Origin of the sequence: Streptomyces lonarensis (assembly GCF_012033735.1) — a bacterium.
Classification (GTDB): domain Bacteria; phylum Actinomycetota; class Actinomycetes; order Streptomycetales; family Streptomycetaceae; genus Streptomyces; species Streptomyces lonarensis.
Map to the genome: position 1 here is coordinate 15,912 of NZ_JAAVJD010000024.1, position 23,159 is coordinate 39,070.

Genomic DNA, 23,159 nt, shown 5'->3' on the forward strand with positions numbered 1-23,159 from the left:
CGCGTCGGGTGGGGACAGCGGCGGTCAGCTCGCGAGGTCGCGGCGCTTCACGACCGCCACGAACGCGGACCAGGCCGCGTGCTCGACCAGCAGCACCGCGCCACCGGGCACCTTCGAGTCGCGCACGGGCACCACCGACGGCACCCCGTCGGCGACCTCCAGGCAGTTGCCACCGTTGTCCCCGCTGAAGGTGGACGTGCGCCAGGCGGTGGCGGCGGGCAGGTGCACCTCGGTCATGTCAGGTCCTTCAGTACGGAGTCGATCAGCGCCACCGACTCCTCCGGCGGCAACGCTGTGGCCTTGAGCAGATCATAGGCTCGCTGCGCTGTCCTCACAGCGTCGGATTCGGCAATGACATGACCGGCCGGAAACCCGTCGGCGTGCACGACGTCCGCGCCTTCGTCGAACGAGAGGACGCTGTAGGGGTAGCCGACCGCCGGGTAGCTGGCGGTGCTGCCGGGGATGAACTGAACCACGTGGTGCGGGTTGGTCGCGATGCGGCGCAGCTGCTCGAACTGGCCTGCCATGACCGAGGGTTCGGCGATGGTCCGCCGCAGTACGCCCTCTTCGAGGATCAGCCAGAGACGAGGCGGCTCCTCCCTCGCCAGGATGCGCTGGCGCTCCATCCTCGCCGTGACCAGGTCGTCGAGGTTCGGGGGGCGCCTCCCCTGGAAGATCGCCCTTGCGTAGCCCTCGGTCTGCACCAGCCCCGGGACCAGCACAGGGTGGTACTCACAGATCGCCGTGGCAGTCTGCTCCAGCCGGACGTAGGGGCGGAACCAGCTCGGGTAGGCGAACATCAGCACCAGTTCCCACAGCCGCACGAACCGCCCGTTGGCGTGCGGGAAGACCTCGTCGCAAGCCTCGGCGAACTCCCTCACCGCCACCCGGTCCCCCGACTCGATCTTCGCCACGAGTGAGTACCCGCAGTGCGCCCGGTTCCCCAACTCCGCACGCGTCATCCCCAGACGCTCGCGCTCCAACCTCACTTCGCGCCCGAACGCCCCCAGTGGCGACACGCCGTCGTCCCTGGCGTCCCCTGCCGGCGACTCGATCTTCATGAGGGTTCCCCCGCTCCCGCTCTCCATGGACAGCACCAGCTGTCCAACCCGACTCCCTGGCGCACCACCGTGGCCACACGCAACCATCGAAGCACATGGAGTCACCAAGCGTTACCAGAACCGACAAAGAGCGTGATCTGCTGATGAAGCATCAGAAATGCCTCGCCGATTGCCCCTTCGCGAACGATCCGACCGAGGGCGGCGCGGGCAGCCCGGCAGAGCCGCACCCCGACGACCGGACAGCTCAGGCACCGACGCTCGCCGAGCTCGTCACCCGGAGCGCGCTTCTCGCCGCTCAGATCGACGCTCACCTGTCACGACTGGAGCAGCGGTGAACCCGCCCTCGAACGGCGCCCGGCCTTCGGTGGAGCGAACGTCGCCGCTCGACGGGCCGGTGACCGAAGCGGACGCCCCCGTGGCCGCCGCGTGGCGGGTGCAGGGCTACTGGGCCGAGACGGTGGCCCGGTCGCCGGACGCCGGCGGCGAGTGGCACCTCGGCGGCTGGTGGGCGCCGGGCGCGTGGGGTGCGCTCACCTGGATACGGCAGGAAGGGCTGCGCCTCGGCCACGCGCTCGGGCCCGACTGCGAGGCCGCGTCCGTGTTCCGCGACTGGGCCGCCGACACTGCCTATCTCCGCGTCCAGCTCGCGGCGCTGCTCGCCGGGCGTCCGGTCTCGGTCAACACCCGCGGTCCGGACCGGATCTGCGCTGCCGGGCAGCACTCCCGCGCCCCCGGAGCGGACAGCGGGCGCGCGGTCGAAGTCCTCTACTCCGTCTCCGCCCGCCCTGTCCGCCGCCATGCCCGCGCGCTGCTGTTCCCGCGACCGGAACACCCGGTAGCGCTGGGGCCGTCCCGCTCACCGGCCGTCTGACCGACCACCACCCCCGAGGAACCACCGTGTTCGAAGACATCAGCTTCGCCAACTCCGACCGCGAGGAGGCCGAGGACGCCGCCCGCGAGCTGTTCAACCATGTCAAGGAGCTCGGCGTACGCCTGGACGACATCGATGTGCTCGACCCCTGCGACGGATGCCGTCGGTCCGGTTACCTCGTCCACCTCGGCAACCTCACCACCGACGACGTCGCGATCCTCAACACCGCGCTGCGTACCCGCCCCGCCACGTCTCCGTGACGGGAGGAACGGCCACGGCGGGAACGGCGCGGCATCCGGGCGAGGGGCGGGCCGCGGCGGCGTGCGGTCTTTCGCGCCCCGGCGGCCGGTGCCACGCTGGGGTGATGGACGACCTCCTCGTGGCACGTCTCCGCGAGGGCCTGCCGGTCGAGGCGGTCCTCACCGATCCCGACGTCACCGTCGCCTACGCCCGCGACCGGGCCGGCTTCTGCCCGGCGGGGGTGCCCGCCGCGGTGGTGGTGGCACGCACCGTGGACCAGGTGCGGCACACGCTCCGCACCGCGACCGAACTGGGCGTTCCTGTCGTCCCGCAGGGTGCCCGGACCGGGCTGTCCGGGGCGGCCAACGCCGCGGACGGCTGGCTGGTGCTGTCGTTGGCCCGCATGGACCGCATCCTGGAGATCGACCCGGTCAACCGCATCGCGGTCGTCGAACCGGGCGTGGTCAACGCCGACCTCACGCGGGCGGTGCAGGTGCACGGGCTGACGTACCCGCCGGACCCCTCCAGCTGGGAGGAGTGCACCATCGGCGGGAACATCGCGACCGGTTCGGGCGGGCTGTGCTGCGTGAAGTACGGCGTGACCGCCGAGTACGTGCTCGGGCTGAAGGTGGTGCTTGGCGACGGGCGGCTGCTGCGCACCGGCCGCCGCACGGCGAAGGGCGTGGCCGGGTACGACCTGACCCGGCTGTTCGTCGGTTCGGAGGGCACGCTCGGGGTGGTGGTCGGCGCGGTGCTGGCGCTGCGCCCGTTGCCGCCGCCGCAGTTGGTGCTGGCCGCGGAGTTCCCCTCGGCCCGGGCAGCCGGGGAGGCGGTCTGCGCCGTCATGACGGCGGGGCACACCCCGGCGATGCTGGAGCTGATGGACGCAACCAGCATCCGCGCCGTCAACACGCTGCTGCACATGGGGCTGCCGCCGACGACGGAGGCGCTGCTGCTGATCGCCTCGGACGGGCCGGACCCCGCCGCCGAACTGTCGGCGCTCGCCGAGTTGTGCACGGCGGCCGGGGCCACGACGGTCGTCCCGGCCGACACCGTCGCGGAGTCCGAACTGCTGCTGGCGGCGCGCCGATCGGCGCTGGTCGCGCTGGACGCGGTCAAGGGCGCCTCCATGATCGACGACGTGTGCGTACCGCGCGACCGCCTGGCCGACCTGCTGGAGGGAGTGGCCGCGATCGGTGCGCGCCACGGGCTGACGATCGGGGTGTGCGCGCACGCCGGGGACGGCAACACCCATCCCACGGTCTGCTTCGACCCTGCCGACGCTGACGAGGGACGCCGCGCGCGGGAGTCGTTCGACGAGATCATGGCGCTCGGACTGGAGCTGGGCGGCACCATCACCGGGGAGCACGGCGTGGGCGTGCTGAAGAAGGAGTGGCTGGCACGGGAGTTGGGGCCGGTCGGCGTCGAAGTGCAGCGGCGGCTGCGGGAGGCGTTCGACCCGGCGGGCATCCTCAACCCCGGCAAGGTGCTCTGACCGTCGGGACGATACGGCACCCGAGGGGCGACCCGCCGCGCGTGCTCCCGGCCGGGCGGCCGGGTCACTCCCCGGCGCCGCCCTCGGGCCCGGTGACGTCGGAGCCCCGCTCGGCCGGGCGTGAGTCGCCGGGGGCGTCCCCTCCCCGAACGTCCGCCCCCGGAACCTCCGCTCCCGGACTGCCCGCACCCGGACTGCCCGCACCCGGAAGCCCCGGGGCGCCGGGCGTCCCGGCGGTGCCGTGCCCGTCGGCCGTGTGCGGGCCCGGGTCGCCACCGCCGCGTGCTCCGCAGAGGTCGTCCAGCAGGTCGCGCCGCCGACGGGCGGGCGGCTCCGCCAGCCACGGGAGGAAGGCGCCGTGCCAGGTGGCGGCGGCATCGTCGACGACCTCGGCGAGCCCACGCCGGAGCCGGCCCCGGGCGGCGAGCAGCACCGGGGCGAGGAGCGGCCGGGCCGGGCCGCGACCGTGCAGGGTGAGCGTGACCGCCACCTCCCAGCCGTCGCCGTCCGGCGTGCTGGTGTGCGTCGTCGCCAGCTCGACCCGGGCCCGGCCGAGCGGGTGGTCGGCCTGGGCCACCACCGCCACCGCACCCTCCGCGCAGTACCAGACGTCGATGTCGGCGCGGAGCGTGCCGGTGATGCGTTTCACGCCCAGCGGCCCGGGCCCGGTGGTTGCCGTGGCCGCGCCCTCGGCGGTGACCAGCGCCGGATCGGCAGGGGTGGCGAAGCGTGCCTCGCCGGCGATCTCGCCGGACGCCACGGCCACGGCGAGGCCGCGCCCGGCGTCCCAGCGGGTGAGGGTGACGTCGACGGTCTCGCCCTCCCCGGCGGGGCCGTCGGGCCGCGCGGCCGGGTCGGCCTCCTGGAAGCGGTAGGCGGCACCGGGGCGGAGGTGGTCGCCGCCGAGTGGCCTGACGTCCGGCACGCGGCGGCCGTCCTCCGCGACGATGCGGCCGTCGACCACGCGGGTCCGCGCCAGGACGTCGAGGAGTTGGGCGACCAGAGCGGTCAGCTCGGCGTGGGGGACCACGCGGAGGGTGGTGGTGTGCCGCAGACGTGCCATGTCGGAAGCATCGCACGCGGCTCCCCCGGCCACGCCGCCCCGCCCGGGGCCGGTGTACGGGCGGATGCGTGGGCCGGCGCGTGGACCACCGGGGCCTGCAGGGTCCTGAAACTGGCCGGTAACCGCCGTGCGCGGGCGGCGCCGGGCCGCCGGCGGGCAGCACCCCCGTGGCGTGCGTTCCGTGCGCACCCGGACCGGCGGCCACGGCGATCGACGCTGCCGGGAACGGACGCCGCACGCGCCACCGGGAGACCCGGCACACCCGGCACGTCCGGCACAACGCCGGGCGGCCCCGGTCCGCCGCACGGGGTGCGGTGGTCCGGGGCCGTCGGAGGCGTCCTCGGTCGAGCCGGGGTACCCGGCGCGGCGTCAGAAGCGTTCGAGCTCCCAGAGGCGGAACTGACCGCCGGCGTCCCGCAGATGCTGGAGACCGGTGATCGAGCGGTCGGCGATCACGAAGGTGCGGTCCTGCCAGATCGGCACCACCACGGCCTCCTCCGCCGCCAGCATCTGGATCTCGCGGAACAGCTCGCCCGAGTTGCCGCGGTCCAGCTCGCTGCGGGTCTGCTGCATCAGCTCGGCCATCTCCTCGCTCTCCAGGCCGTGGGCCAGGGCGGAGTCGGAGCTGAGCAGCGCGTCGGTGTAGGTGTCCGGGTCGGTGAAGTCCGGGCGCCAGCCGATGAGGTAGGCGTCCAGTTCCTTCTTGTCCATGGCACCCGGCAGTGCGCCCGGCGTGTCGCCCTCCACCAGCGTGACGTTGAAGACGCCCTCCGCCTCCAGCTGCTGGACGACCAGCTCGGCCTCGGGCTGGTTGACGCTGGCGGCGAACCCGAGGGTGATGTTCACCGGCAGGCTGGTGCCGGACGCCATCACGTCGTCGATGGCGTCGTCGACGCTCTCCTGCGAGTACAGGTCGTAGTACGGCGTGCCGTGGCCGGTGACACCGACGGGGATCAGCGAGTAGGCCGGCTCCACGGTGTGCAGCCGCACGTCGCGGGCGATGGCGTCACGGTCGATCAGCATCGCGGCGAGCTTGCGGAGCTCCTTGTCGGCCATCGGCGACCCGCTGTCCATGGTGCTGACCAGGGCGCGGATGCTCAGACCGGTGGTCTCCGAGTAGCGGATGTCCAGGTCGTTGCGGTCGATGCGCTGGATGTCCTCCGGCTCCATCTTGCCGCCGTTGACATCGATCTCACCGCTCCGCCAGGCCTCTTCGAGGGCGGCGGAGGTGCCGAAGAACTTCAGGGTGACCGGGTAGTCGCTGACCTTGAGCGCGCCCTTGTAGTCCGGGTTCGGCTCCAGGACGGCCTGGCCGGTGGTGTCCGAGTCCTCGTCGTAGTCGGAGAACTCCGTCATCCGGTACGGGCCGGAGCCCACGGCGATCTCCGTCGGCTCGTCCTCCGCGTACTCCTCGCGGTCGAGGATCGAACCGACACCACCCGCGATCTTGAACGGGAACGTCACGTCCGGCTCGGACAGTTCGAAGATGACGTCCATGCCGTCCACGCGGACCGCCTCGACGCCGCGGACCAGCTGAATCGGACCGCTGACGGCGAACTTGTCGTTCTTGGGGATCGACTCGTCTTCCTTCTCGGCCTACTGACGGTCGGCCATGACGTGGAAACGCTCGACGGAGAACGCGACGTCCTCCGGCGTGACATCGCGACCCGAGGTGAACTTCAGACCCTCACGGAGAGTGCAGCGGTACACCTGGTAGGCGTTGTCGGTGAACTCACACTTCTCGGCTGCGTCCGGCACCGGCTCCTCGGAGCCGGTGCTGATCGTCAACAGCCCCTGGTAGATGTTGCTGTACAGGTCCCAGGCTCCGGACGAGTAGGTCGCCACCGGGTCGAGACTGTCCACCCGGTCGGTGACACCGACCACAATCGGTTCCTTGGTGTCCCCACTGGACCGGAAGAGAAGCCACCCTCCCAGTGCTACGACTACCAGACCTACGGCAAGGCCAATGCCTATGCCTTTTTTGGCCCCCAACGCTCGCACTACGGTTGCCTCTCTTGCCTCGGACCTATGCGCGAGGGTCAGCCAATCACAGGGGGGTCACCCATGCACCAGCCGGGGGACAACGGACCGGCCACAACTCGCCCCGTGGTCAGTCGGCTACGGCACCCGGGACGGGCACACGGAACTCGACCTCGACGCTGTGGTCCTCCAGTCGCAACAGCACGCGCTCCTCACCGAGTTGAGGGGCGGAGGCAGCGAGGAGGTAGTCGCCCCTGCCCGGCGCCGTCACACTGAAGGCGCCGTCGGCGGCGCTGCGCGTCTTCGCCAGCTGCCGACCCCCCTCGCCGGGCACGGTGAGGGTGACGACGGCGCGCGGCAGCAGCACGCCGAGGGAGTCGCGGACGACGCCGCTCACGACCAGTACCGGCGGCTCCTGCGAGGCGACCGGCACGCCCGGCGGCTCTTCCGCGACGGCGGGGTCGGGAACAGTCGCGGTCCGGGCCGCGGAGTCGGGGGCGGGCGGCGGGCCCGAGGGGCCCTCACTCCCCGTCCCGGGTGCCGCTGCGACGGGCGGCGCGGCCTCGCCCGCCACCGGCGGGAACCCGCCCTCATCTGCCGGTCCGGCCGCTCCCACGGTGCCCCGTGACAGGGAATCCGTCATGCCCCACACTCCCATCCACCCCGCCCGGAGAGCCCCGGCGCGGGCCGTGGTCTCTTGCCCAGCGTTGCCGTGTCGTTATCAAAGGACACCAGATTCGCCCGAATAGTTGACCGACAGGCGACGGGAAGTCGAAATCATTGCACTCCGACGGCGGCGTCCGGTCTGTCCCTGCTCGGCCGTGGGCGGGGTCAAACCCGCCCCGAACAGCACGAAGACCCCGGTCGCGGGCCGCGGCGGCGTCGTCGGCACGGCTGCCGGACCGATCTGTATGCCGGTCACGCGTTCGGGCGTGTCAACCGGGCTTCACCGGATCGGCCACCCCGCCGCGGGAACGAACCCGGGCACGGGGGGCAGCCGGCTCCGCGGGAACGGGCGCGTGCGAGGCGACTCGGGCGGGGCGGCGAGGCGGGCGCGGCGGACACGACTGTGCCCCCGGGCGTTGCCGGGGGCACAGCGGTGGGTGCGACGGGTGCGCGGCGGGGTGCCGCGGGGGTCAGGCGGGGGCGAGCGTCAGGACGGTGATGTCCGGCTCGGCGCCGACGCGGACCGGCGGGCCCCAGGTGCCCGCACCGCGGGTGACGAACAGCTGCGAGTCGCCGTACTGCTCCAGCCCGGCGAGGGTCGGGTTGACCCGGGCCGCGATGATCGGGCCGGGCCAGACCTGCCCGCCGTGGGTGTGGCCGGAGAGCACGAGGTCCACGTCGTGGTCGACCGCGGTGTGGATGAGCTCGGGCTGGTGCGCGAGCACCACCACCGGCCGCTGCGGGTCGCGGCCGTCGAGCGCCTTGGCGAAGTCGGGGCCCTCGTAGCCGCCGCCGCGCTCGTCGGCGGCGATGTCGTTGACGCCGGCGATGTCGAAACCGGCCTCCAGTTCGACGCGGCTGTTGGCGAGGGAGGTCATGCCCAGCCGCTGGACGTGCTCCACCCAGGGGGTGGCACCGACGTAGTACTCGTGGTTGCCGGTGACGAAGAACACGCCGTCGCGGGCGCGGAGGTCGCCGAGGGGCTCGGCGGCGTGCCGCAGGTCCGGGACGGTGGCGTCGACCAGGTCGCCGACCATGGCGACCGCGTCGGTGTCGGTGGCGTTGACCGCCGCGACGACCCGCTCGCAGAAGGAGCGCCCCAGCGTGGTGCTCAGGTGCATGTCGCCGACGACGGTGATCCGGTAGCCCTCCGCGGCGGCGGGAAGGCCGGCCAGCCGGACGGTCACGTGCTTGGTGGCCAGCCGGCGGGCCGCCCAGACGCCGTAGCCGGTGGTGGAGACCGCGACGGCGGTGGCTCCGACGGCGACGGCGCGCGCGACGAACATGCGGCGGCTGACCCCGGCGCGCTCGGTCGGGGCGTCCTCGTCGCCCCGGCCCGCGCCGGCGTCCTCGGGGGGCAGGGCCCCCGCGTCGCCGCGGGCGTCGGCACTCCGGCGGTCGCCCCCGGTGGCACCGTCGGCCGTGGCGCTCTCGGCCGCGACGGTGGCGTGCTCGCGGTCCTCGGCCGCCGTGGCGGCGTCCGCCTCCCGGGTGCGGTCACCCGCGCCGTCGGCGGCCGGGCCGCGCGCCGCGTCCCGGCGGGCGAGCCAGAGCCGCAGCAGCGGCCGCACCGCCTCGCCGACCAGCAGGGAGAGCACCAGGTAGAGCAGGACCACGAGCCAGACATAGCCGGGCCAGGCAAGCACCTGGCGCAGCGCGAACGGCGCCTCGTAGGCGTCGCCGACACGGGAGACGACCACGAGCAGCGGGAGCAGCACCAGCAGGGTCGTGCCGACCTTGCGCCAGGTACTGCCGCGTTCCGACACGTCCCGCACCAGTCGGAGCCACAGATACCAGTGGACCACCGCGATGAGCGAGAGGATCACGGTGAAGAACACGACCATCACGAACTACCCCTTTGCTGACCGGCGCTGTCGCCGCTCTCACGACGAAGGACGCGCAGGCTGCGGAAACCGATGACACCGATGGCGGTGCCGAGCAGGAAAGACACGACGGTGAGAGTGAGGTGCACCCAGAAGTACCCTGTGGGGTCCCCGTCGGCATCGAACGCGAGGCCGCTGCCGTCCCGGTAGAGGTTGCGCAGGAAACTGATCCAGATGAACCAGCTCCACACGCCGAAGGCGAGCAGGAACCAGGAGGGACCGCGGCCGAGCTTCACAGGTGGTCTCCGTAGCGGGGAGGGCAGCCGGGACTGCCGTTGCCCGTCCAGTATCACCGGAGGCGTCGCGGGCGCCCGTGGCGGGTCCGGCCGCCCGGAGGCGGGCGGCACTCGCCCGGATGCACCATCGGCTGCGCCGGATGCGCGGCGGGAGTCACCGGTTCGGCGCCACCGGGTGGTCGCGCACGCACCGGTCCTGGGTACGTTCAGGTCGTGTCGATGAACAGATTGTCACTTTATCGCGCCGTTCTGGGGTGTCTCACCACCGCCGCCCTGCTGCCGGCCCTGCTGTGTGCCGCCCCCGCGGCGCACGCCGACGACAACGACCCCGGCGGGACGGACACCACCACCGCCGGCTCCGAGCCGGGGGCGGCCGCACCGCCCGGCCTCTCGACCGTGGGCGGCGAGCTGCTGGGCCGCCTCGGCACCCAGGTGCAGCTCGGCGCGGGCGCGCCGAAGCTCCCGAAAACCACCGCGCGCGCCTGGATCGTGGCCGACGCCGACACCGGCGAGGTGCTGGCCGCCCACAACGCGCACCGGCCGCAGGCCCCGGCCTCGACGCTGAAGATGCTCTTCGCCGAGACCCTGATGTCGCGGTTCGAGCCCACCGCCGCGTACACCGCGCTGCCCGAGCACTTCCTCGACATGGGTCCCGGGAGCAGCGCCGTCGGCGTCGCCGACGGACACGACTACACCGTGGACGACCTGTGGCACGGCGTCTTCCTCGCGTCGGGGAACGACGCCGTCTACGCGCTGACCGCACTCAACGGCGGCAAGGAGAAGACGGTGCGGGAGATGAACGAACGCGCCCGCGAACTCCAGGCCCTCGACACCAAGGTCGTCAACCCGGACGGTTACGACGGTCCGGGTCAGGTCTCCTCCGCCTACGACCTCACCCTCATCGCCCGCGCCGGGCTGGAGAACGAGCAGTTCCGCGCCTACGCGGCGACCGGCCGGTTCACCTTCCCCGGCCGGGGCGAGGGAAAGAAGCGGGAGGGGTACGAGATCCAGTCCACCAACCGCCTCATCATCGGCGACGGCGACCTCTCCCCCTACGACGGGATCATGGGGGTGAAGAACGGCTACACCTCGAAGGCCGGCTACACCTTCACCGGTGCCGCCGAACGGGACGGCCGCACCCTGCTGGTGACGGCGATGGACCCCGAGGGCGACCGGCTCGCCGTCTACCGGGAGTCCGCCGCGCTGCTCGACTGGGGGTTCGCCGCCTCCGGCAAGGTCGAGCCGGTCGGCGAGCTGGTGCCGGCCGCCGGCCAGGAGGCCGCCGCCGCGCCCGACACCACCGCGCGGGGCGGCAGCGCCGACCCGCCGCCGGTGGCGCCGGGGACCACCACGGCGGGGGCGGCGGGCCGCGAGGCCGCGCTGGTCACCCTGATCGGCTCGGGCGGTCTGCTGCTGGCGGCGTCGGCGGCGTACCTGGTGATCCGTCGTCGTCCGTCGCCGGCGGCTGCGCCTCCGGGTCGTCGGTTCCGGGGTCGTCGGTCTCCAGCGCGTCCGCCTGGGGCCGCGCCTCCGGCGTGAGGCCGGTGGCGGTCCAGGAGCAGCAGAACATGAGCAGCTTGGCCATGAGGTTGATCCACACCAGCAGGGCGATGGGGACACCGAACGCGCCGTAGATGCTCTTGGCCGCCACCCCGGTGAGGTAGCCGCTGAGCGCCCACTTCAGCACCTCGAACCCGACCGCGCCCAGCAGGCAGGCGACGACGACGTCGCGGCGCGGGGGCCGCACCCCCGGCAGCCACACCAGGACGTAGAACATCAGCACCGCGGTGACACCGATGGCCAGCAGGTGGCCGACCAGCTGGAGTCCGACCCCCGCCGCGGTGCCGGTGACCCCCAGCCAGCGGGTGCCGATCTGCACGGCCGAGACGGCGACGGTGGAGGCGGCCAGCGACAGCAGCATCACCCCGCCCAGCCCGGCCAGCACACCGAGGTCCTTGACCTTGCGGACCAGGAAGTTGTCGGTGGGCTCCGGAAGGTCCCAGACCGACCGCAGGCAGCCGCGCAGCTCCTCGACCCACCCGGCGCCGGTGGGGAGCAGCAGCACCAGCGCGATCACACCGATGGTGCCGGCGTTGTCGAACAGCGACTGGAGGTCCAGGGACTCCGAGATACCGGGGACCTGCCGGGAGAACCAGTCCTCCACCGTCGACATCCGGTCCTGCGACAGGAAGGCGAAGCCGATGGCCGCGCCCAGCGCCAGGACGGGGAAGAGCGCGAGGAAGCTGATGAACGTGATCGACGCGGCGAGCCGCGCGTAGGTGTGCGCCTCCATGTGCTCGTACACCCGCCAGGCGCGGGTGGTCAGCAGCCGGGCGACGACCGGGCCGACGAGGGGTAGACCGACCAGCTTCTGCTTCGTCTGCTCATCCATGAGGCCGACCACGGTAGGAGCCCGACGGCCCGTCCGGCCGTATTGCGGGCCCGACACGCACGGACAGGTCAGGCCCAGCGCCTTGCCCGCCGTGACGGGCCCGGTGTGGCCGTTCAGGTGGGGCTGCGCCCGGCCGTGCTCAGACGGCCTGGTGGCGGAGCCCGGAGTTCTGCGTGGGGACCCCGTCGTGCGGGAACCGGAACTCGCGCACCAGCCGCCAGACGGCGTCCTCACCCTGCTCGTACAGGGCGAACCCCTCGGCGGTCCACGCGGCCTGGTAGTCCGCGAGCTCCTTCTCCGCGCGGTCCATCGCCGCCTCGGAGATGCCGTGCGCGACGGTGACGTGCGGATGGTAGGGGAAGCGCAGCTCCCGGTCGAGCGGGCCTCCCGGCTCACGCACCCGCTCCTGGAGCCAGCCGCACGCCGACCCGCCCTCGACGACCTGCACGAAGACGACCGGCGACAGCGGACGGAAGGTTCCCGTGCCGGAGAGCCGCATCGGGAAGCACCGGCCCGCGGCGGCGATCGCCGCGAGGTGGTCCTCGATCTCCGGACGGGTGTCGGCCGCGACCTCCGTCGGTGGCAGGAGGGTGACATGGGTCGGGATACCGGCCGCGGCGTCGTCCCCGAAGTCGAGGCGGCACTGCTGCAGCAGGCTGCCGTACGGCTCCGGGACGGCGAGCGAGACGCCCAGGGTGACGGTTGCCACCACCATGTCCCTCCTGTCGTCGTGCCGCGTCTCCCGGCGCGGCCCGGGCGGCGTGCCGGGCCCGGGGGCCGCGACCACCGCGGTGCCAGTGTGGCCGTTACGGACGCGTTGTGCGAGCGGTCTTCGGCCCTTCCTTCGGGGGGCTTGTGGCCCTGTGGGGCGCACGCGGGGCGCGTGCCGCGCCCGCGCCGCCACACGGCCCGCGGGCGCCCCCGTCCCGCCCGCCGCTAGCGCGGCGGCAGGAACCCCACCTTGTCGTACGCCTCGGCGGTCGTCGCGGCGGCCACCACGCGCGCCTTCTCCGCGCCGCGCGCCAGCAGCCGGTCCAGCTCGGCGGGGTCGGACATGTAGTGCTCCACCCGCTCCCGGAAGGGCGTGGTCCAGCCGACGACCACGTCGGCGACCTCGGCCTTCAGCGCGCCGTACAGCCGGCCGGCGAACTTCTCCTCCAGCTCCGGCACGGCGATGCCCGACAGCGCGGAGTGGATGGTGAGCAGGTTGCTGACGCCGGGCTTGGTCTCGCGGTCGAAGCGGACCTCGGTGCCGGTGTCGGTGACGGCGCTGCGGATCTTCTTCGCGGTCGTCTTCGGCGGGTCCAGCAGGTTGACGAGCCCCTTCGGCGAGGACGCCGACTTGCTCATCTTGATCTGCGGGTCCTGCAGGTCGTAGATCTTCGCCGCGCCCTTGGTGATGTGCGGGGCGGGCACCGTGAAGGTCTTCCCGTACCGCGAGTTGAACCGCTCGGCGACGTCCCGGGTCAGCTCGATGTGCTGCCGCTGGTCCTCGCCGACCGGCACCTCGTCCGCCTGGTAGATCAGGATGTCCGCGACCTGGAGCACCGGGTAGGTGAACAGCCCCACCGAGGTGTGCTCCGCGCCGACCTTCGCCGACTTGTCCTTGAACTGCGTCATCCGCCCGGCCTCGCCGAACCCGGTCAGGCAGTTCATCACCCAGGCCAGCTGGGTGTGCTCCGGGACGTGGCTCTGCACGAAGAGGGTGCAGCGCTCGGGGTCCAGACCGGCGCCGAGGAGCTGGGCCGCGGCGAGCCGGGTGGCCTCGCGCAGCCCCGCCGGGTCCTGCGGCACCGTGATGGCGTGGAGGTCGACCACGGCGTAGAACGCGTCGTGCGTCTCCTGCAGCGCCACCCACTGACGCACCGCGCCCAGGTAGTTGCCGAGGTGGAACGAGCCTGCGGTGGGCTGGATACCGGAGAGCACCCGGGGACGGTCACTGGCCATGCCGGTCATTGTCTCAGAGCGACCGGGCGCGTCCGTCCCGGATCGGGCACCGGGCGCGGATGGGGTGCGTCACAGCGCACGGACGCCGCGCGGGGGCGCGTCGCAGCCCGGGAAAGGCCGCCGCAACCGGGCGCCCGGGGCATGTCGGAGGTTTCCCCCCGCCCCGGGCGGACGACGATAGAAGGGGACGAACGGCGCAGGGCAGAGAGCGCCGCCGACCGGGGCACGGGAGCCCGGTACCGGTGCGCGCCGCAGCCCACGCGCCGGGCCGGCGTCCGGCCGTCCGGACGCCGCCGGCCGTCCCGCGCACCACCCGCCGGCCCGTCCGGCGCCGCCGTATCCACCGTCGGCGCGGGGGCCGGCCCGGACCACCGCCGTCAACGCCCCGCCGCCGTCAACGCCCCGCCGCCGACCACGCCCCGCCCTCGCCCCTCTGCCCGACCACCGGCCGTCGGACCGCCGTCCGCCCGGCCGACCCGATGCGAGCAGCGCACCCCATCCGCGGACCCCGACCGCGCGGCGCGACCGCGCACCGACAAGGAGACCTCATGACCACCGGACGATCATCGATGGAGCTGATCTCCGCCGCTGAGGAGCACAGCGCCCACAACTACCACCCGCTGCCCGTGGTCATCGCCTCCGCGCGCGGCGCCTGGATGACCGACGTGGAGGGGCGCCGCTACCTCGACATGCTGGCGGGCTACTCGGCGCTCAACTTCGGCCACGGCCACCCCCGGCTCATCGCCGAGGCCCACGCCCAGCTCAACCGGCTGACGCTGACCTCCCGCGCCTTCCACCACGAGCAGTTCGCCGACTTCTGCGCCGAGCTGGCCGAGCTGTGCGGCATGGACATGGTGCTGCCGATGAACACCGGCGCGGAGGCGGTCGAGACCGCCGTGAAGACCGCCCGGAAGTGGGGGTACCGCGTCAAGGGCGTGCCCGACGGCCGGGCGCGCATCGTCGTCGCCGCGAACAACTTCCACGGCCGGACCACCACCGTCGTCAGCTTCTCCACCGACGAGGAGGCCCGCCGCGACTACGGCCCCTACACCCCGGGGTTCGACATCGTCCCCTACGGCGACCTCGACGCCCTGGCGGCGGCGGTCACCGACGACACCGTCGCGGTGCTGCTGGAGCCGATCCAGGGGGAGGCGGGCGTGCTGGTGCCGCCGGCCGGCTACCTGCCGGGGGCGCGGGAGCTGACGAGGGAACGCGGCGTGCTGTTCATCGCCGACGAGATCCAGTCCGGTCTCGGCCGCACCGGCCGCACCTTCGCCTGCGAGCACGAAGGCGTGGTGCCCGACGTCTACGTGCTCGGCAAGGCGCTCGGCGGCGGTGTGGTGCCCGTCTCCGCCGTGGTCTCCTCGCGCGAGGTGCTGGGTGTCTTCCGCCCCGGCGAGCACGGCTCCACCTTCGGCGGCAACCCGCTGGCCTGCGCCGTCGCCCGTGAGGTGGTGGCGATGCTGCGGGAGGGCGACCACCAGCGGGCCGCCGCCGACCTCGGCGAGCACCTCCACCGCGAACTCGGCCTGCTCGTCGGCCACGGCGTCCGGGAGGTCCGCGGCCGCGGCCTGTGGGCCGGCGTGGACATCGACCCGGCGCTCGGCACCGGCCGGGAGATCTCCGAGCGGCTGATGGCCCGCGGCGTGCTCGTCAAGGACACCCACGGCTCGACCATCCGGCTCGCCCCGCCGCTGGTGGTGTCGAAGGACGACCTCGACCACGGCCTCGCCCAACTCCGCGCCGTCCTCACCACCCGCCCGCCCGCCTGACCCCCCGCCGGTGCGAACCGAGCCGGGAAGCGTGACCAGGGCAAAGAAAAAGGGGCAGTAGCCGTCTCCGGCGAGTGCCCCTTCAAGCCTGCTGCGACGGTAGCACAGCCCGCCCGCCACTACTCTACTTTCCGTGCTCGAATCATCACCGCTCGCATCACAGTCAGAGGCACGGCATGTGCTGGCCCGGCTGACGGAGTTCTTCACCGACGAGGGCACCCCGTGGTCGCGCCGACTGTGGGACATCGGCTCCCTGCTCTCCCTGGAAGAGCTCTGGGAAGCCGGTGACTGGCACGCCCGCGGGGTGCTCTCGCAGGCCGCCTGCGACTGGCAGCGGGCGGAACTTCGGACGCTGACCGGTCCGGACGTCGGACTCGGCGAACGCGAGCTGCGGAAGGAGCTGACGTCGCTGCTCTCCGTGCCGTTGCCAGAGCCCAGTCCGGCGAGGCGACGTCTGCGCGAGGTCATCGACCACGCGCGGCCCGGCTACCTGGATCGGTGGGCCTCCGCGATGAACGGCAGCCCGGCCCCCGGCCCCGAGCGGTTCGCCCGCACGGTGGCGGCCCACCTGCTGGACCTGGGCTGGAGCGCCACCCACCTGCGTTCCTGGGCGGCTCGGTTGACCGCCGACCAGGCGGACCTCATGCGTATCGCGACGAGCGCCGCCGACCTCGCTCGGCGCACGCCAGGGCCGTACCACGTACTCGCCGCGCTCTCGGGGGTTCCTCGGCGCGACCTGGCGGAGTCGTTGCCGCACTGGTTGTCCAAGGCAGAGGTAGTCGCGTGGCTGCGCCTCCACGGCCACAGCACGGCGAACGTGCGGCCGGGTGGCGGTTTCCTCATCGGCGTCACGGCTCTCGACCCGTACGGCGCCGCCGAGCAGGTCCGCCAGGTCGTCGAGCGCATGATCGCCCGGTCCTCGTTCCTCCGTCGCCACCGGGGAGGTGTTGTCCCCCTGCCGCACATGTGGGTGGCAGGGCACGCGCAGCCGATTCCTTTCCGCCCTCCGGCGCGCGGCGCCGATGTTCTCAGCCTCGTGACCGAGGGGCATCTGTACCAGGTCTCCGAGCCCCGCAGCCGCGTCGACGACGCGCTGGAACTCGCCGCCCCGGTGAACCAGAGTCCGCTCGGCCCCGCAGTCGCGGGCGCCTGGGCTGCCATCGAGGCGCTGCTCTCGCACCCCGATGATCCGCAGGAGGCCGAGCGCTCGGGCAAGGCAGTTGCAGCCGACAGGCTGGCCCACATCAGTGCCTGTTCCTGGCCCAGAGCGGAACTCACCGCCCTCGCGCACCGCCACGCACCGCCCCGGCCGGACCGCCTCTCCGAACAGCTCGCGCGGTGCACGACCAATCTGGAGCGTGCCACCTGCGTGGCGGACGCTCTCGCGGCCCACGGTCCTGACGCGCTCGACTTCTCCGGGTCGCGCACCAGGCACAGCGACCTCCCCGCGGCGCGGCGCATGGCCGCACTGCTCCAGGACCCCCGACGGGTACTCGGCAATGTCGTGGCCACCCACCGCATCACCCTGAGGCGGCTCTACCGCACGCGCAACGTCGTGCTGCAGCGGCTCGACGCGGGAGGTGACGCTGGAGGCGTCCCTCCGCACCGCCGCACCGTTGGTCGGTGCGGGGTTGGACCGGGTGGTGCACGCCGAACGCGCTCAGAGCCTGCCGCCCCTGGACCTGGCAGCGCGCGCGGACGTGGCACTGAAGCTGGTCGGCGGGGAGACCGGGCTGTCGGTCGTCAGGCTCTTGGAGCCGCCGTGACGGGCTCCCCGGGGCCTGCGGCCCAGGGCGTTCGCAGGGTGCCTCGGCCGGGCGGGCGGGGTCGGATAACCTGGCGCCGGGTCTCTTGACGTAGAGAGATGTCGACGAGGGACCCGGCCGTGACCCGCGCCGACCGATGAACCCAACCGAGAGGCAGCCATGTCCCGCACTCCCGTCAACGTCACCGTCACCGGCGGAGCCGGCCAGATCGGCTACGCCCTGCTGTTCCGCATCGCCTCCGGTCAGCTGCTCGGCCCGGACGTCCCGGTCAACCTGCGCCTGCTGGAGATCACCCCGGCGCTGCCCGCCGCGCAGGGCACCGCGATGGAGCTGAACGACGGCGCCTTCCCGCTGCTGGGCTCGATCGACATCACCGACGACCCGAACGTCGCGTTCGACGGCGCCAACATCGCGCTGCTGGTCGGCGCCCGCCCCCGCACCAAGGGCATGGAGCGCGGTGACCTCCTGGAGGCCAACGGCGGCATCTTCAAGCCGCAGGGCAAGGCCATCAACGACCACGCCGCGGACGACATCAAGGTCCTGGTCGTCGGCAACCCGGCGAACACCAACGCGCTCATCGCGCAGGCCGCCGCCCCGGACGTGCCCGCCGAGCGGTTCACCGCGATGACCCGCCTGGACCACAACCGCGCGCTGTCGCAGCTCTCGGCGAAGACCGGCACCCCGGTCAGCGAGATCCGCCGCCTCACCATCTGGGGCAACCACTCGGCGACGCAGTACCCGGACATCTTCCACGCCGAGGTCGCCGGGAAGAACGCCGCCGCCACCGTCAACGACGAGACCTGGCTGGCCGACGAGTTCATCCCGACCGTCGCCAAGCGCGGTGCCGCCATCATCGAGGCGCGCGGCGCCTCCTCGGCCGCCTCCGCCGCCTCGGCCGCGATCGACCACGTCCACACCTGGGTCAACGGCACCGCCGCGGGCGACTGGACCTCGATGGGCATCCCCTCCGACGGTTCCTACGGCGTGCCGGAGGGCCTGATCTCCTCGTTCCCGGTCACCTGCTCGGGCGGCTCCTACGAGATCGTGCAGGGCCTGGAGGTCAACGACTTCTCGCGCGCCCGCATCGACGCCTCCGTGCAGGAGCTCGCGGAGGAGCGGGACGCGGTCCGCGCCCTCGGCCTGATCTGATCCGGTCCCCTCGCTCCACCGCGGACGACTCCGTCCGCCGCTGCGGCCCCCGACGTTCCCGCCGGGGGCCGCGGCGCGTCCCGGGCCCGGCGGCCGCCACGGGCGCGGGCGCCCCAGCGGCACCGGGGCCCGGGGGGTGACGAAGGCCACACCGCCGGGGCCGGCGACATGCGCGGCGCGCGGGCGGGGCAGGGAGAGGGCGGCCGCCGCGGGCTCCCCGGCGGACGTCCGGGCCCCACGGGACGACGGGGCCGAGCACCTCGGAGGCCTGACCGTGCCGGTGACCGACACCCTGTGCATCGACGGCGTGTGGCGCCCCGCCGCCGACGGCGCCACCCGCGAGATCATCGACCCGGCCGACGGGTCGGTACTGGCCACGGTGGCCGAGGCCGGTGTCCGGGACGCCGACGCCGCCGTCGCCGCGGCGCGACGCGCCTTCGACTCCGGTCCGTGGCCGCGCACGCCGGTGATGGAGCGCGCGGCGCTGCTGCGGCGCGTGGCCGACCTGCTGGTCCGCGACCGGGAGGAGATCGCCCTCACCGAGTCGCGTGACACCGGGAAGACGCTGGCCGAGGGCCGCGTCGACGTGGACGACGTGACCGCCGCGTTCCGCTGGTTCGCGACCCTGGTGGAGTCGGAGCCGGCCGGGCGCGTCGTGGACGCGGGGACGCCGGACGTGCACAGCTCGGTCGTCCACGAACCCGTCGGGGTCTGCACGCTGATCACGCCGTGGAACTACCCGCTGCTCCAGGCCTCCTGGAAGGTGGCGCCCGCGCTGGCCGCCGGCAACACCCTCGTCCTCAAGCCGTCGGAACTGACCCCGCTGAGCACCGTGCACCTGCTGGGGCTGCTGGCGGAGGCAGGTCTGCCCGCCGGGGTGGCGGGGCTGGTCACCGGCGCGGGCGACCCGGTCGGCGCCCGGCTGGCGGTCCACCCGGACGTGGACCTGGTGTCGTTCACCGGCGGCCTGGCCTCCGGTACGAAGGTCGCCGCCGCTGCGGCCGCGACGGTGAAGAAAGTGGCGCTGGAGCTGGGCGGCAAGAACCCCAACGTGGTCTTCGCCGACGCCTGCGCCACACAGGACGGGTTCGACGCGACGGTGGACCAGGCGCTCAACGCGGCGTTCGCCCACAGCGGCCAGGTCTGCTCGGCGGGCAGCCGGCTGATCGTGGAGGAGAGCGTCCGGGAGCGGTTCGTCGCCGAGCTCGCCGCCCGCGCCGACCGCATCCGGCTGGGACGCGGCACCGCCCCCGACGTGGAGTGCGGGCCGCTCGTCTCGGCAGCCCAGCTCGCGAAGGTCGAGGCGCACGTGGCGGACGCGCTGGCCGAGGGCGCCGTGCTGCGGGCCGGCGGCGGCCGCCCCGCGCCGGGCCCCGACCTGCCCGCGGGCGGGTTCTTCCACTCCCCGACGGTGCTGGACCGCTGCCACCGCGAGATGCGGGTGGTGCGGGAGGAGGTCTTCGGCCCGGTGCTGACGGTGGAGACGTTCCGCACCGAGGAGGAGGCGGTGGCCCTCGCCAACGACACCGAGTACGGCCTGGCCGGCGCGGTGTTCAGCGCCGACACCGCCCGGGCGCGCCGCGTCGCCGGGCGGCTCCGCCACGGCACGGTATGGATCAACGACTTCCACCCCTACCTCCCGCAGGCGGAGTGGGGCGGCTACGGCCGCTCCGGCACCGGCCGCGAACTGGGGTCGGCGGGGTTGGCCGAGTACCGCGAGACCAAGCACGTGTACGAGAACCTCCGCCCCGCGGCCGTCCGCTGGTTCGCCGGCTGATCCACCGCGCCACCCAACCCACCGGCCCCCGGGAGGACCACCATGCAGCGTCCGAGCCCCACTGCGCGCGCCACCGCCGACGGGCCCGGCGAGGTGTTCGACTACGTCGTCGTCGGTGGCGGCACCGCGGGATCGGTGATCGCCTCGCGGCTGGCGGAGGACCCCGACCTCACCGTCGCACTGATCGAGGGCGGCCCCTCCGACGTGGACCGGCCGGAGGTCCTGACGCTGCGCCGCTGGCAGGGGCTGCTCGGCGGTGAGCTGGACTACGACTACCCGACCGTGGCGCAGCCGCGGGGGAACTCGCTGATACGGCACAGCCGGGCACGGGTGCTCGGCGGCTGCTCCTCGCACAACACGCTGATCAGCTTCCGCCCGCTGCCCTCGGACTGGGAGGAGTGGGTGGCGGCCGGGGCCGAGGGGTGGGGCGCGGCTGCCATGGACCCGTACTTCGACCGGCTGCGCAACAGGATCACGCCGGTGGGCGAGGCGGACCGCAACGCCGTGGCCCGGGACTTCGTGACGGCCGCCGGTGAGGCGCTGGGGGTGCCGCACGTCGAGGGGTTCAACGCGGCGCCGTTCGTGGAGGGCGCGGGCTTCTTCGACCTGGCCTACCACCCGGAGACCAACCAGCGGTCCTCCGCGTCGGCCGCGTACCTGCATCCGCACCTGGCGGCCGGGGACCGGCCGGGGTTGCGGCTGTTCCTGGAGACGCGGGCGCTGCGGCTGGAGGTGGACGCCGACGGCCGCGCCACGGGCGTGCGGGTCCGCGGCGCGGACGGCGCGACGGCGGTGCTCGGGGCCCGCCGCGAGGTGGTGGTGTGCGCCGGGGCGGTGGACACACCGCGGCTGCTGCTGCTCTCCGGGATCGGGCCCCGCGAGCAGCTGGACCGGCTGGGGATCGAGGTCCGGCACGACCTGCCCGGCGTCGGGGAGAACCTGCTGGACCATCCCGAGTCGGTGATCGTCTGGGAAACGGACGGGCCGATACCGGAGAACTCCGCGATGGACTCGGACGCGGGGCTCTTCGTGCGCCGCGACCCCGCGTCGCCGGGACCGGACCTGATGTTCCACTTCTACCAGGTGCCCTTCACCGACAACCCGGAGCGGCTGGGGTACCGCAGGCCGGCCCACGGGGTGTCGCTGACGCCGAACGTGCCCAAGCCGCGCAGCCGGGGGCGGCTCTACCTGACCAGCGCCGATCCCGACGTCCTGCCGGCGTTGGACTTCCGGTACTTCACCGACCCCGGGGACCACGACGCGCGCACGCTCGTCGACGGCATCCGGCTGGCGCGGAAGGTGGCGGCGACCGAGCCGCTGGCGTCGTGGCTGGTGCGCGAGGTCTGCCCGGGTCCGGAGCTGAACTCGGACGAGGAGCTGAGCGCCTACGCGCGGCGGGCCGCGCACACGGTGTACCACCCGGCCGGCACCTGCCGGATGGGGGCGGCAGACGACCGGGACGCGGTGGTGGACCCGGCGCTGCGGGTCCGGGGGGTGGCGGGGCTGCGCGTCGCGGACGCCTCCGTCTTCCCGACGATCCCCGCGGTCAACCCGATGGTCTGCGTGCTGATGGTCGGCGAGCGGGCGGCCGAGCTGCTCCGCCAAGGCTGAGCGCACCCCCGGCGGCGGGTGGGGTGGCGGCCGGTGGCCCGGCCCGCCGGCCGCGACGCGATCGGACGCCGCCGTGCCGAGCAGGTGGGGGCCGGTCCGCACCGGGCGTCCGGCGTCCGAACCGCCGTGTGACACCCGCTCCGACCCGCCACCGGACCACCGCCGTCGCACGGCGACCCGGGCCGCTCAGCGCTTTCCGGCGACCGCCTCGGTGGCTAATGTGTTCGGTACATCGCCGATCTGCGGACAAGTGGGGACCACCTCAGTGGAGACAGGGCAGCGCGCGCTCCGCCTGCCGGCCGCCGGGACTGCTCTGGCGCTGGTCGTCCTGGCCGGGTGCACCTCCGGGACCGGTCAGGCCGCGGGCGCGTTCCCGGAGGTCGTGATAGCGATGCCGGCGTGGACGGGCGGCCAGGCGAACGCCGCCGTGGCCGCGCACGTGCTGCGCGAGGAGCTGGGGGTGCCCGTCCGGCTGCGGGAGCTCTCCCCCGGCCAGGCGTGGGACCAGCTGGACCAGGGCGGGGTGCAGGTCGTGCTGGAGGACTGGGGTGCCAGCCCGGACAAGCGCCGCCTGTACACGGCGCAGCGGATGTCGGTGGTGCCCGCGGGTGACCTCGGCCCGGTGGGTCGGGTGGGCTGGTACGTGCCCGGTGGCTACGCCGCGGCCAACCCCGGGGTGCTCGACTGGCGGAACCTCAACGAGTACGCCGACACGTTCGCGTCGGCGGAGAGCGACGGCCGGGGCCGGCTGCTGACCGGCGGTCCGGACGACGCCTCGCACGACGAGGCGCTGATCGACGCGCTCGACCTGGCGTACACGACGGTGCCGGCCGGCGGCGAGGAGCAGCTGATCGAGGCGCTGCGCGGCGCCGACCGCGACGGCGGCGCGGTGCTCGCCAACTGGTGGCAGCCGCACTGGCTGCACGAGGAGCTGGAGTTGGCGGAGGTGGAACTGCCGGAGCACACGGCGGGCTGCCACCGGGAGGGCGGTCCGGACCGCTGCGGCTACCCGGACATTCCGCTGCGGAAGTACCTCAACGCGGTCTTCGCGGAGCACGGCGGTGAGGCCGCGGCCTTCCTGACGGACTTCTCCTGGACGGCGGAGGAGCAGAACGAGGTGGCGCGGATGATCGCCGCCGAGGGGATGAGCCCGGAGGGCGCGGCCGCGCGCTGGGCGGAGAAGAACACCGAGCGCATAGCGGGGTGGCTGGGCGAGGGCTGACGCCCTCGCCCCTCCCCCGGTCCGAGCG

The 23,159-nt window shown here is 73.6% G+C and carries 19 protein-coding genes and 2 pseudogenes; 11 read left to right on the forward strand and 10 right to left on the reverse strand.

Annotated elements, in window-relative coordinates; translation table 11 throughout:
• Window positions 1–24: 24 nt before the first annotated feature.
• Together HCN56_RS05545 and HCN56_RS05550 are read right to left on the reverse strand one after the other, a co-directional pair.
• Window positions 25–237 (reverse strand): DUF397 domain-containing protein, encoded by a 213-nt coding sequence (locus HCN56_RS05545; RefSeq protein ID WP_167968346.1) that lies wholly within the window; start codon window positions 235–237, stop codon window positions 25–27.
• Window positions 234–1,088: a helix-turn-helix domain-containing protein gene (locus HCN56_RS05550; RefSeq protein ID WP_312871066.1), complete on the reverse strand. Its 855-nt coding sequence runs from the start codon at window positions 1,086–1,088 to the stop codon at window positions 234–236. The genes HCN56_RS05545 and HCN56_RS05550 overlap by 4 nt, the downstream gene beginning before the upstream one ends.
• Window positions 1,089–1,204: 116 nt before the next feature.
• On the opposite strand from HCN56_RS05550, the gene HCN56_RS05555 reads away from it, so the two are divergent.
• The 4 genes from HCN56_RS05555 (at window position 1,205) to HCN56_RS05570 (ending at window position 3,667) form a co-directional block, all read left to right on the forward strand.
• Window positions 1,205–1,396, forward strand: a complete 192-nt coding sequence (locus HCN56_RS05555) for a hypothetical protein (protein WP_167968348.1) — start codon at window positions 1,205–1,207, stop codon at window positions 1,394–1,396.
• Window positions 1,393–1,932, forward strand: a complete 540-nt coding sequence (locus tag HCN56_RS05560; RefSeq protein ID WP_167968349.1) for a hypothetical protein — start codon at window positions 1,393–1,395, stop codon at window positions 1,930–1,932. The genes HCN56_RS05555 and HCN56_RS05560 overlap by 4 nt, the downstream gene beginning before the upstream one ends.
• A gap of 26 nt (window positions 1,933–1,958) precedes the next feature.
• Window positions 1,959–2,192, forward strand: a complete 234-nt coding sequence (locus HCN56_RS05565; RefSeq protein ID WP_167968350.1) for a hypothetical protein — start codon at window positions 1,959–1,961, stop codon at window positions 2,190–2,192.
• A gap of 104 nt (window positions 2,193–2,296) precedes the next feature.
• A complete protein-coding gene (locus HCN56_RS05570) occupies window positions 2,297–3,667 on the forward strand; it encodes an FAD-binding oxidoreductase (protein WP_167968351.1) in 1,371 nt (456 codons plus the stop codon).
• Between the two features lie 64 nt (window positions 3,668–3,731).
• On the opposite strand, the gene HCN56_RS05575 is transcribed toward HCN56_RS05570, so the two are convergent.
• The 5 genes and pseudogenes from HCN56_RS05575 to HCN56_RS05600 form a co-directional block, all read right to left on the reverse strand.
• Window positions 3,732–4,730, reverse strand: a complete 999-nt coding sequence (locus HCN56_RS05575; protein WP_167968352.1) for a hypothetical protein — start codon at window positions 4,728–4,730, stop codon at window positions 3,732–3,734.
• Between the two features lie 369 nt (window positions 4,731–5,099).
• Window positions 5,100–6,731 (reverse strand): annotated as a pseudogene (locus HCN56_RS05580) (ABC transporter substrate-binding protein).
• 109 nt (window positions 6,732–6,840) lie between these two features.
• The gene (locus tag HCN56_RS05590; protein WP_167968355.1) at window positions 6,841–7,353 is read right to left on the reverse strand and encodes a carboxypeptidase-like regulatory domain-containing protein; all 513 of its coding nucleotides are present in this window, start codon (window positions 7,351–7,353) and stop codon (window positions 6,841–6,843) included.
• A 493-nt stretch (window positions 7,354–7,846) separates the two neighbouring features.
• Window positions 7,847–9,220 carry a metallophosphoesterase gene (locus tag HCN56_RS05595; RefSeq protein ID WP_167968365.1) on the reverse strand — a complete coding sequence of 458 codons (1,374 nt, stop codon included), beginning with the start codon at window positions 9,218–9,220 and terminating at the stop codon, window positions 7,847–7,849.
• Window positions 9,220–9,495, reverse strand: a complete 276-nt coding sequence (locus HCN56_RS05600; RefSeq protein WP_167934306.1) for an SCO4848 family membrane protein — start codon at window positions 9,493–9,495, stop codon at window positions 9,220–9,222. The genes HCN56_RS05595 and HCN56_RS05600 overlap by 1 nt, the downstream gene beginning before the upstream one ends.
• 219 nt (window positions 9,496–9,714) lie before the next feature.
• Between HCN56_RS05600 and HCN56_RS25745 the strand changes: the two genes are divergently transcribed.
• The gene (locus HCN56_RS25745; RefSeq protein ID WP_209312390.1) at window positions 9,715–11,034 is read left to right on the forward strand and encodes a D-alanyl-D-alanine carboxypeptidase family protein; all 1,320 of its coding nucleotides are present in this window, start codon (window positions 9,715–9,717) and stop codon (window positions 11,032–11,034) included.
• A 61-nt stretch (window positions 11,035–11,095) separates the two neighbouring features.
• Here the strand turns inward: HCN56_RS25745 and HCN56_RS26205 are convergent.
• The 3 genes and pseudogenes from HCN56_RS26205 to trpS all read right to left on the reverse strand — a co-directional run.
• Window positions 11,096–11,887: pseudogene (locus HCN56_RS26205) on the reverse strand (YihY/virulence factor BrkB family protein); the annotation flags it as partial.
• A 139-nt stretch (window positions 11,888–12,026) separates the two neighbouring features.
• Entirely contained in the window at window positions 12,027–12,596 is a 570-nt protein-coding gene (locus HCN56_RS05610; RefSeq protein WP_167968366.1) for a 2'-5' RNA ligase family protein, read from the reverse strand.
• 227 nt (window positions 12,597–12,823) lie between these two features.
• Window positions 12,824–13,834 carry a tryptophan--tRNA ligase gene (gene trpS / locus HCN56_RS05615; RefSeq protein ID WP_167968356.1) on the reverse strand — a complete coding sequence of 337 codons (1,011 nt, stop codon included), beginning with the start codon at window positions 13,832–13,834 and terminating at the stop codon, window positions 12,824–12,826.
• A 548-nt stretch (window positions 13,835–14,382) separates the two neighbouring features.
• Between trpS and rocD the strand changes: the two genes are divergently transcribed.
• The 6 genes from rocD (at window position 14,383) to HCN56_RS05645 (ending at window position 23,131) form a co-directional block, all read left to right on the forward strand.
• Window positions 14,383–15,606 carry an ornithine--oxo-acid transaminase gene (gene rocD, locus HCN56_RS05620; RefSeq protein ID WP_167968357.1) on the forward strand — a complete coding sequence of 408 codons (1,224 nt, stop codon included), beginning with the start codon at window positions 14,383–14,385 and terminating at the stop codon, window positions 15,604–15,606.
• Window positions 15,607–15,739: 133 nt separating this feature from the next.
• The gene (locus HCN56_RS05625) at window positions 15,740–17,461 is read left to right on the forward strand and encodes an integrase (protein WP_167968358.1); all 1,722 of its coding nucleotides are present in this window, start codon (window positions 15,740–15,742) and stop codon (window positions 17,459–17,461) included.
• Between the two features lie 70 nt (window positions 17,462–17,531).
• Window positions 17,532–18,521, forward strand: coding sequence for a malate dehydrogenase (locus tag HCN56_RS05630; protein ID WP_167968359.1), 990 nt, complete (start codon window positions 17,532–17,534; stop codon window positions 18,519–18,521).
• A gap of 280 nt (window positions 18,522–18,801) precedes the next feature.
• Window positions 18,802–20,298 (forward strand): aldehyde dehydrogenase family protein, encoded by a 1,497-nt coding sequence (locus HCN56_RS05635; protein WP_376770844.1) that lies wholly within the window; start codon window positions 18,802–18,804, stop codon window positions 20,296–20,298.
• Window positions 20,299–20,340: 42 nt separating this feature from the next.
• Window positions 20,341–21,909, forward strand: a complete 1,569-nt coding sequence (locus tag HCN56_RS05640; protein WP_167968361.1) for a GMC family oxidoreductase — start codon at window positions 20,341–20,343, stop codon at window positions 21,907–21,909.
• Between the two features lie 250 nt (window positions 21,910–22,159).
• Window positions 22,160–23,131, forward strand: a complete 972-nt coding sequence (locus tag HCN56_RS05645) for a glycine betaine ABC transporter substrate-binding protein (protein WP_167968362.1) — start codon at window positions 22,160–22,162, stop codon at window positions 23,129–23,131.
• The last annotated feature ends 28 nt before the right edge of the window (window positions 23,132–23,159 follow it).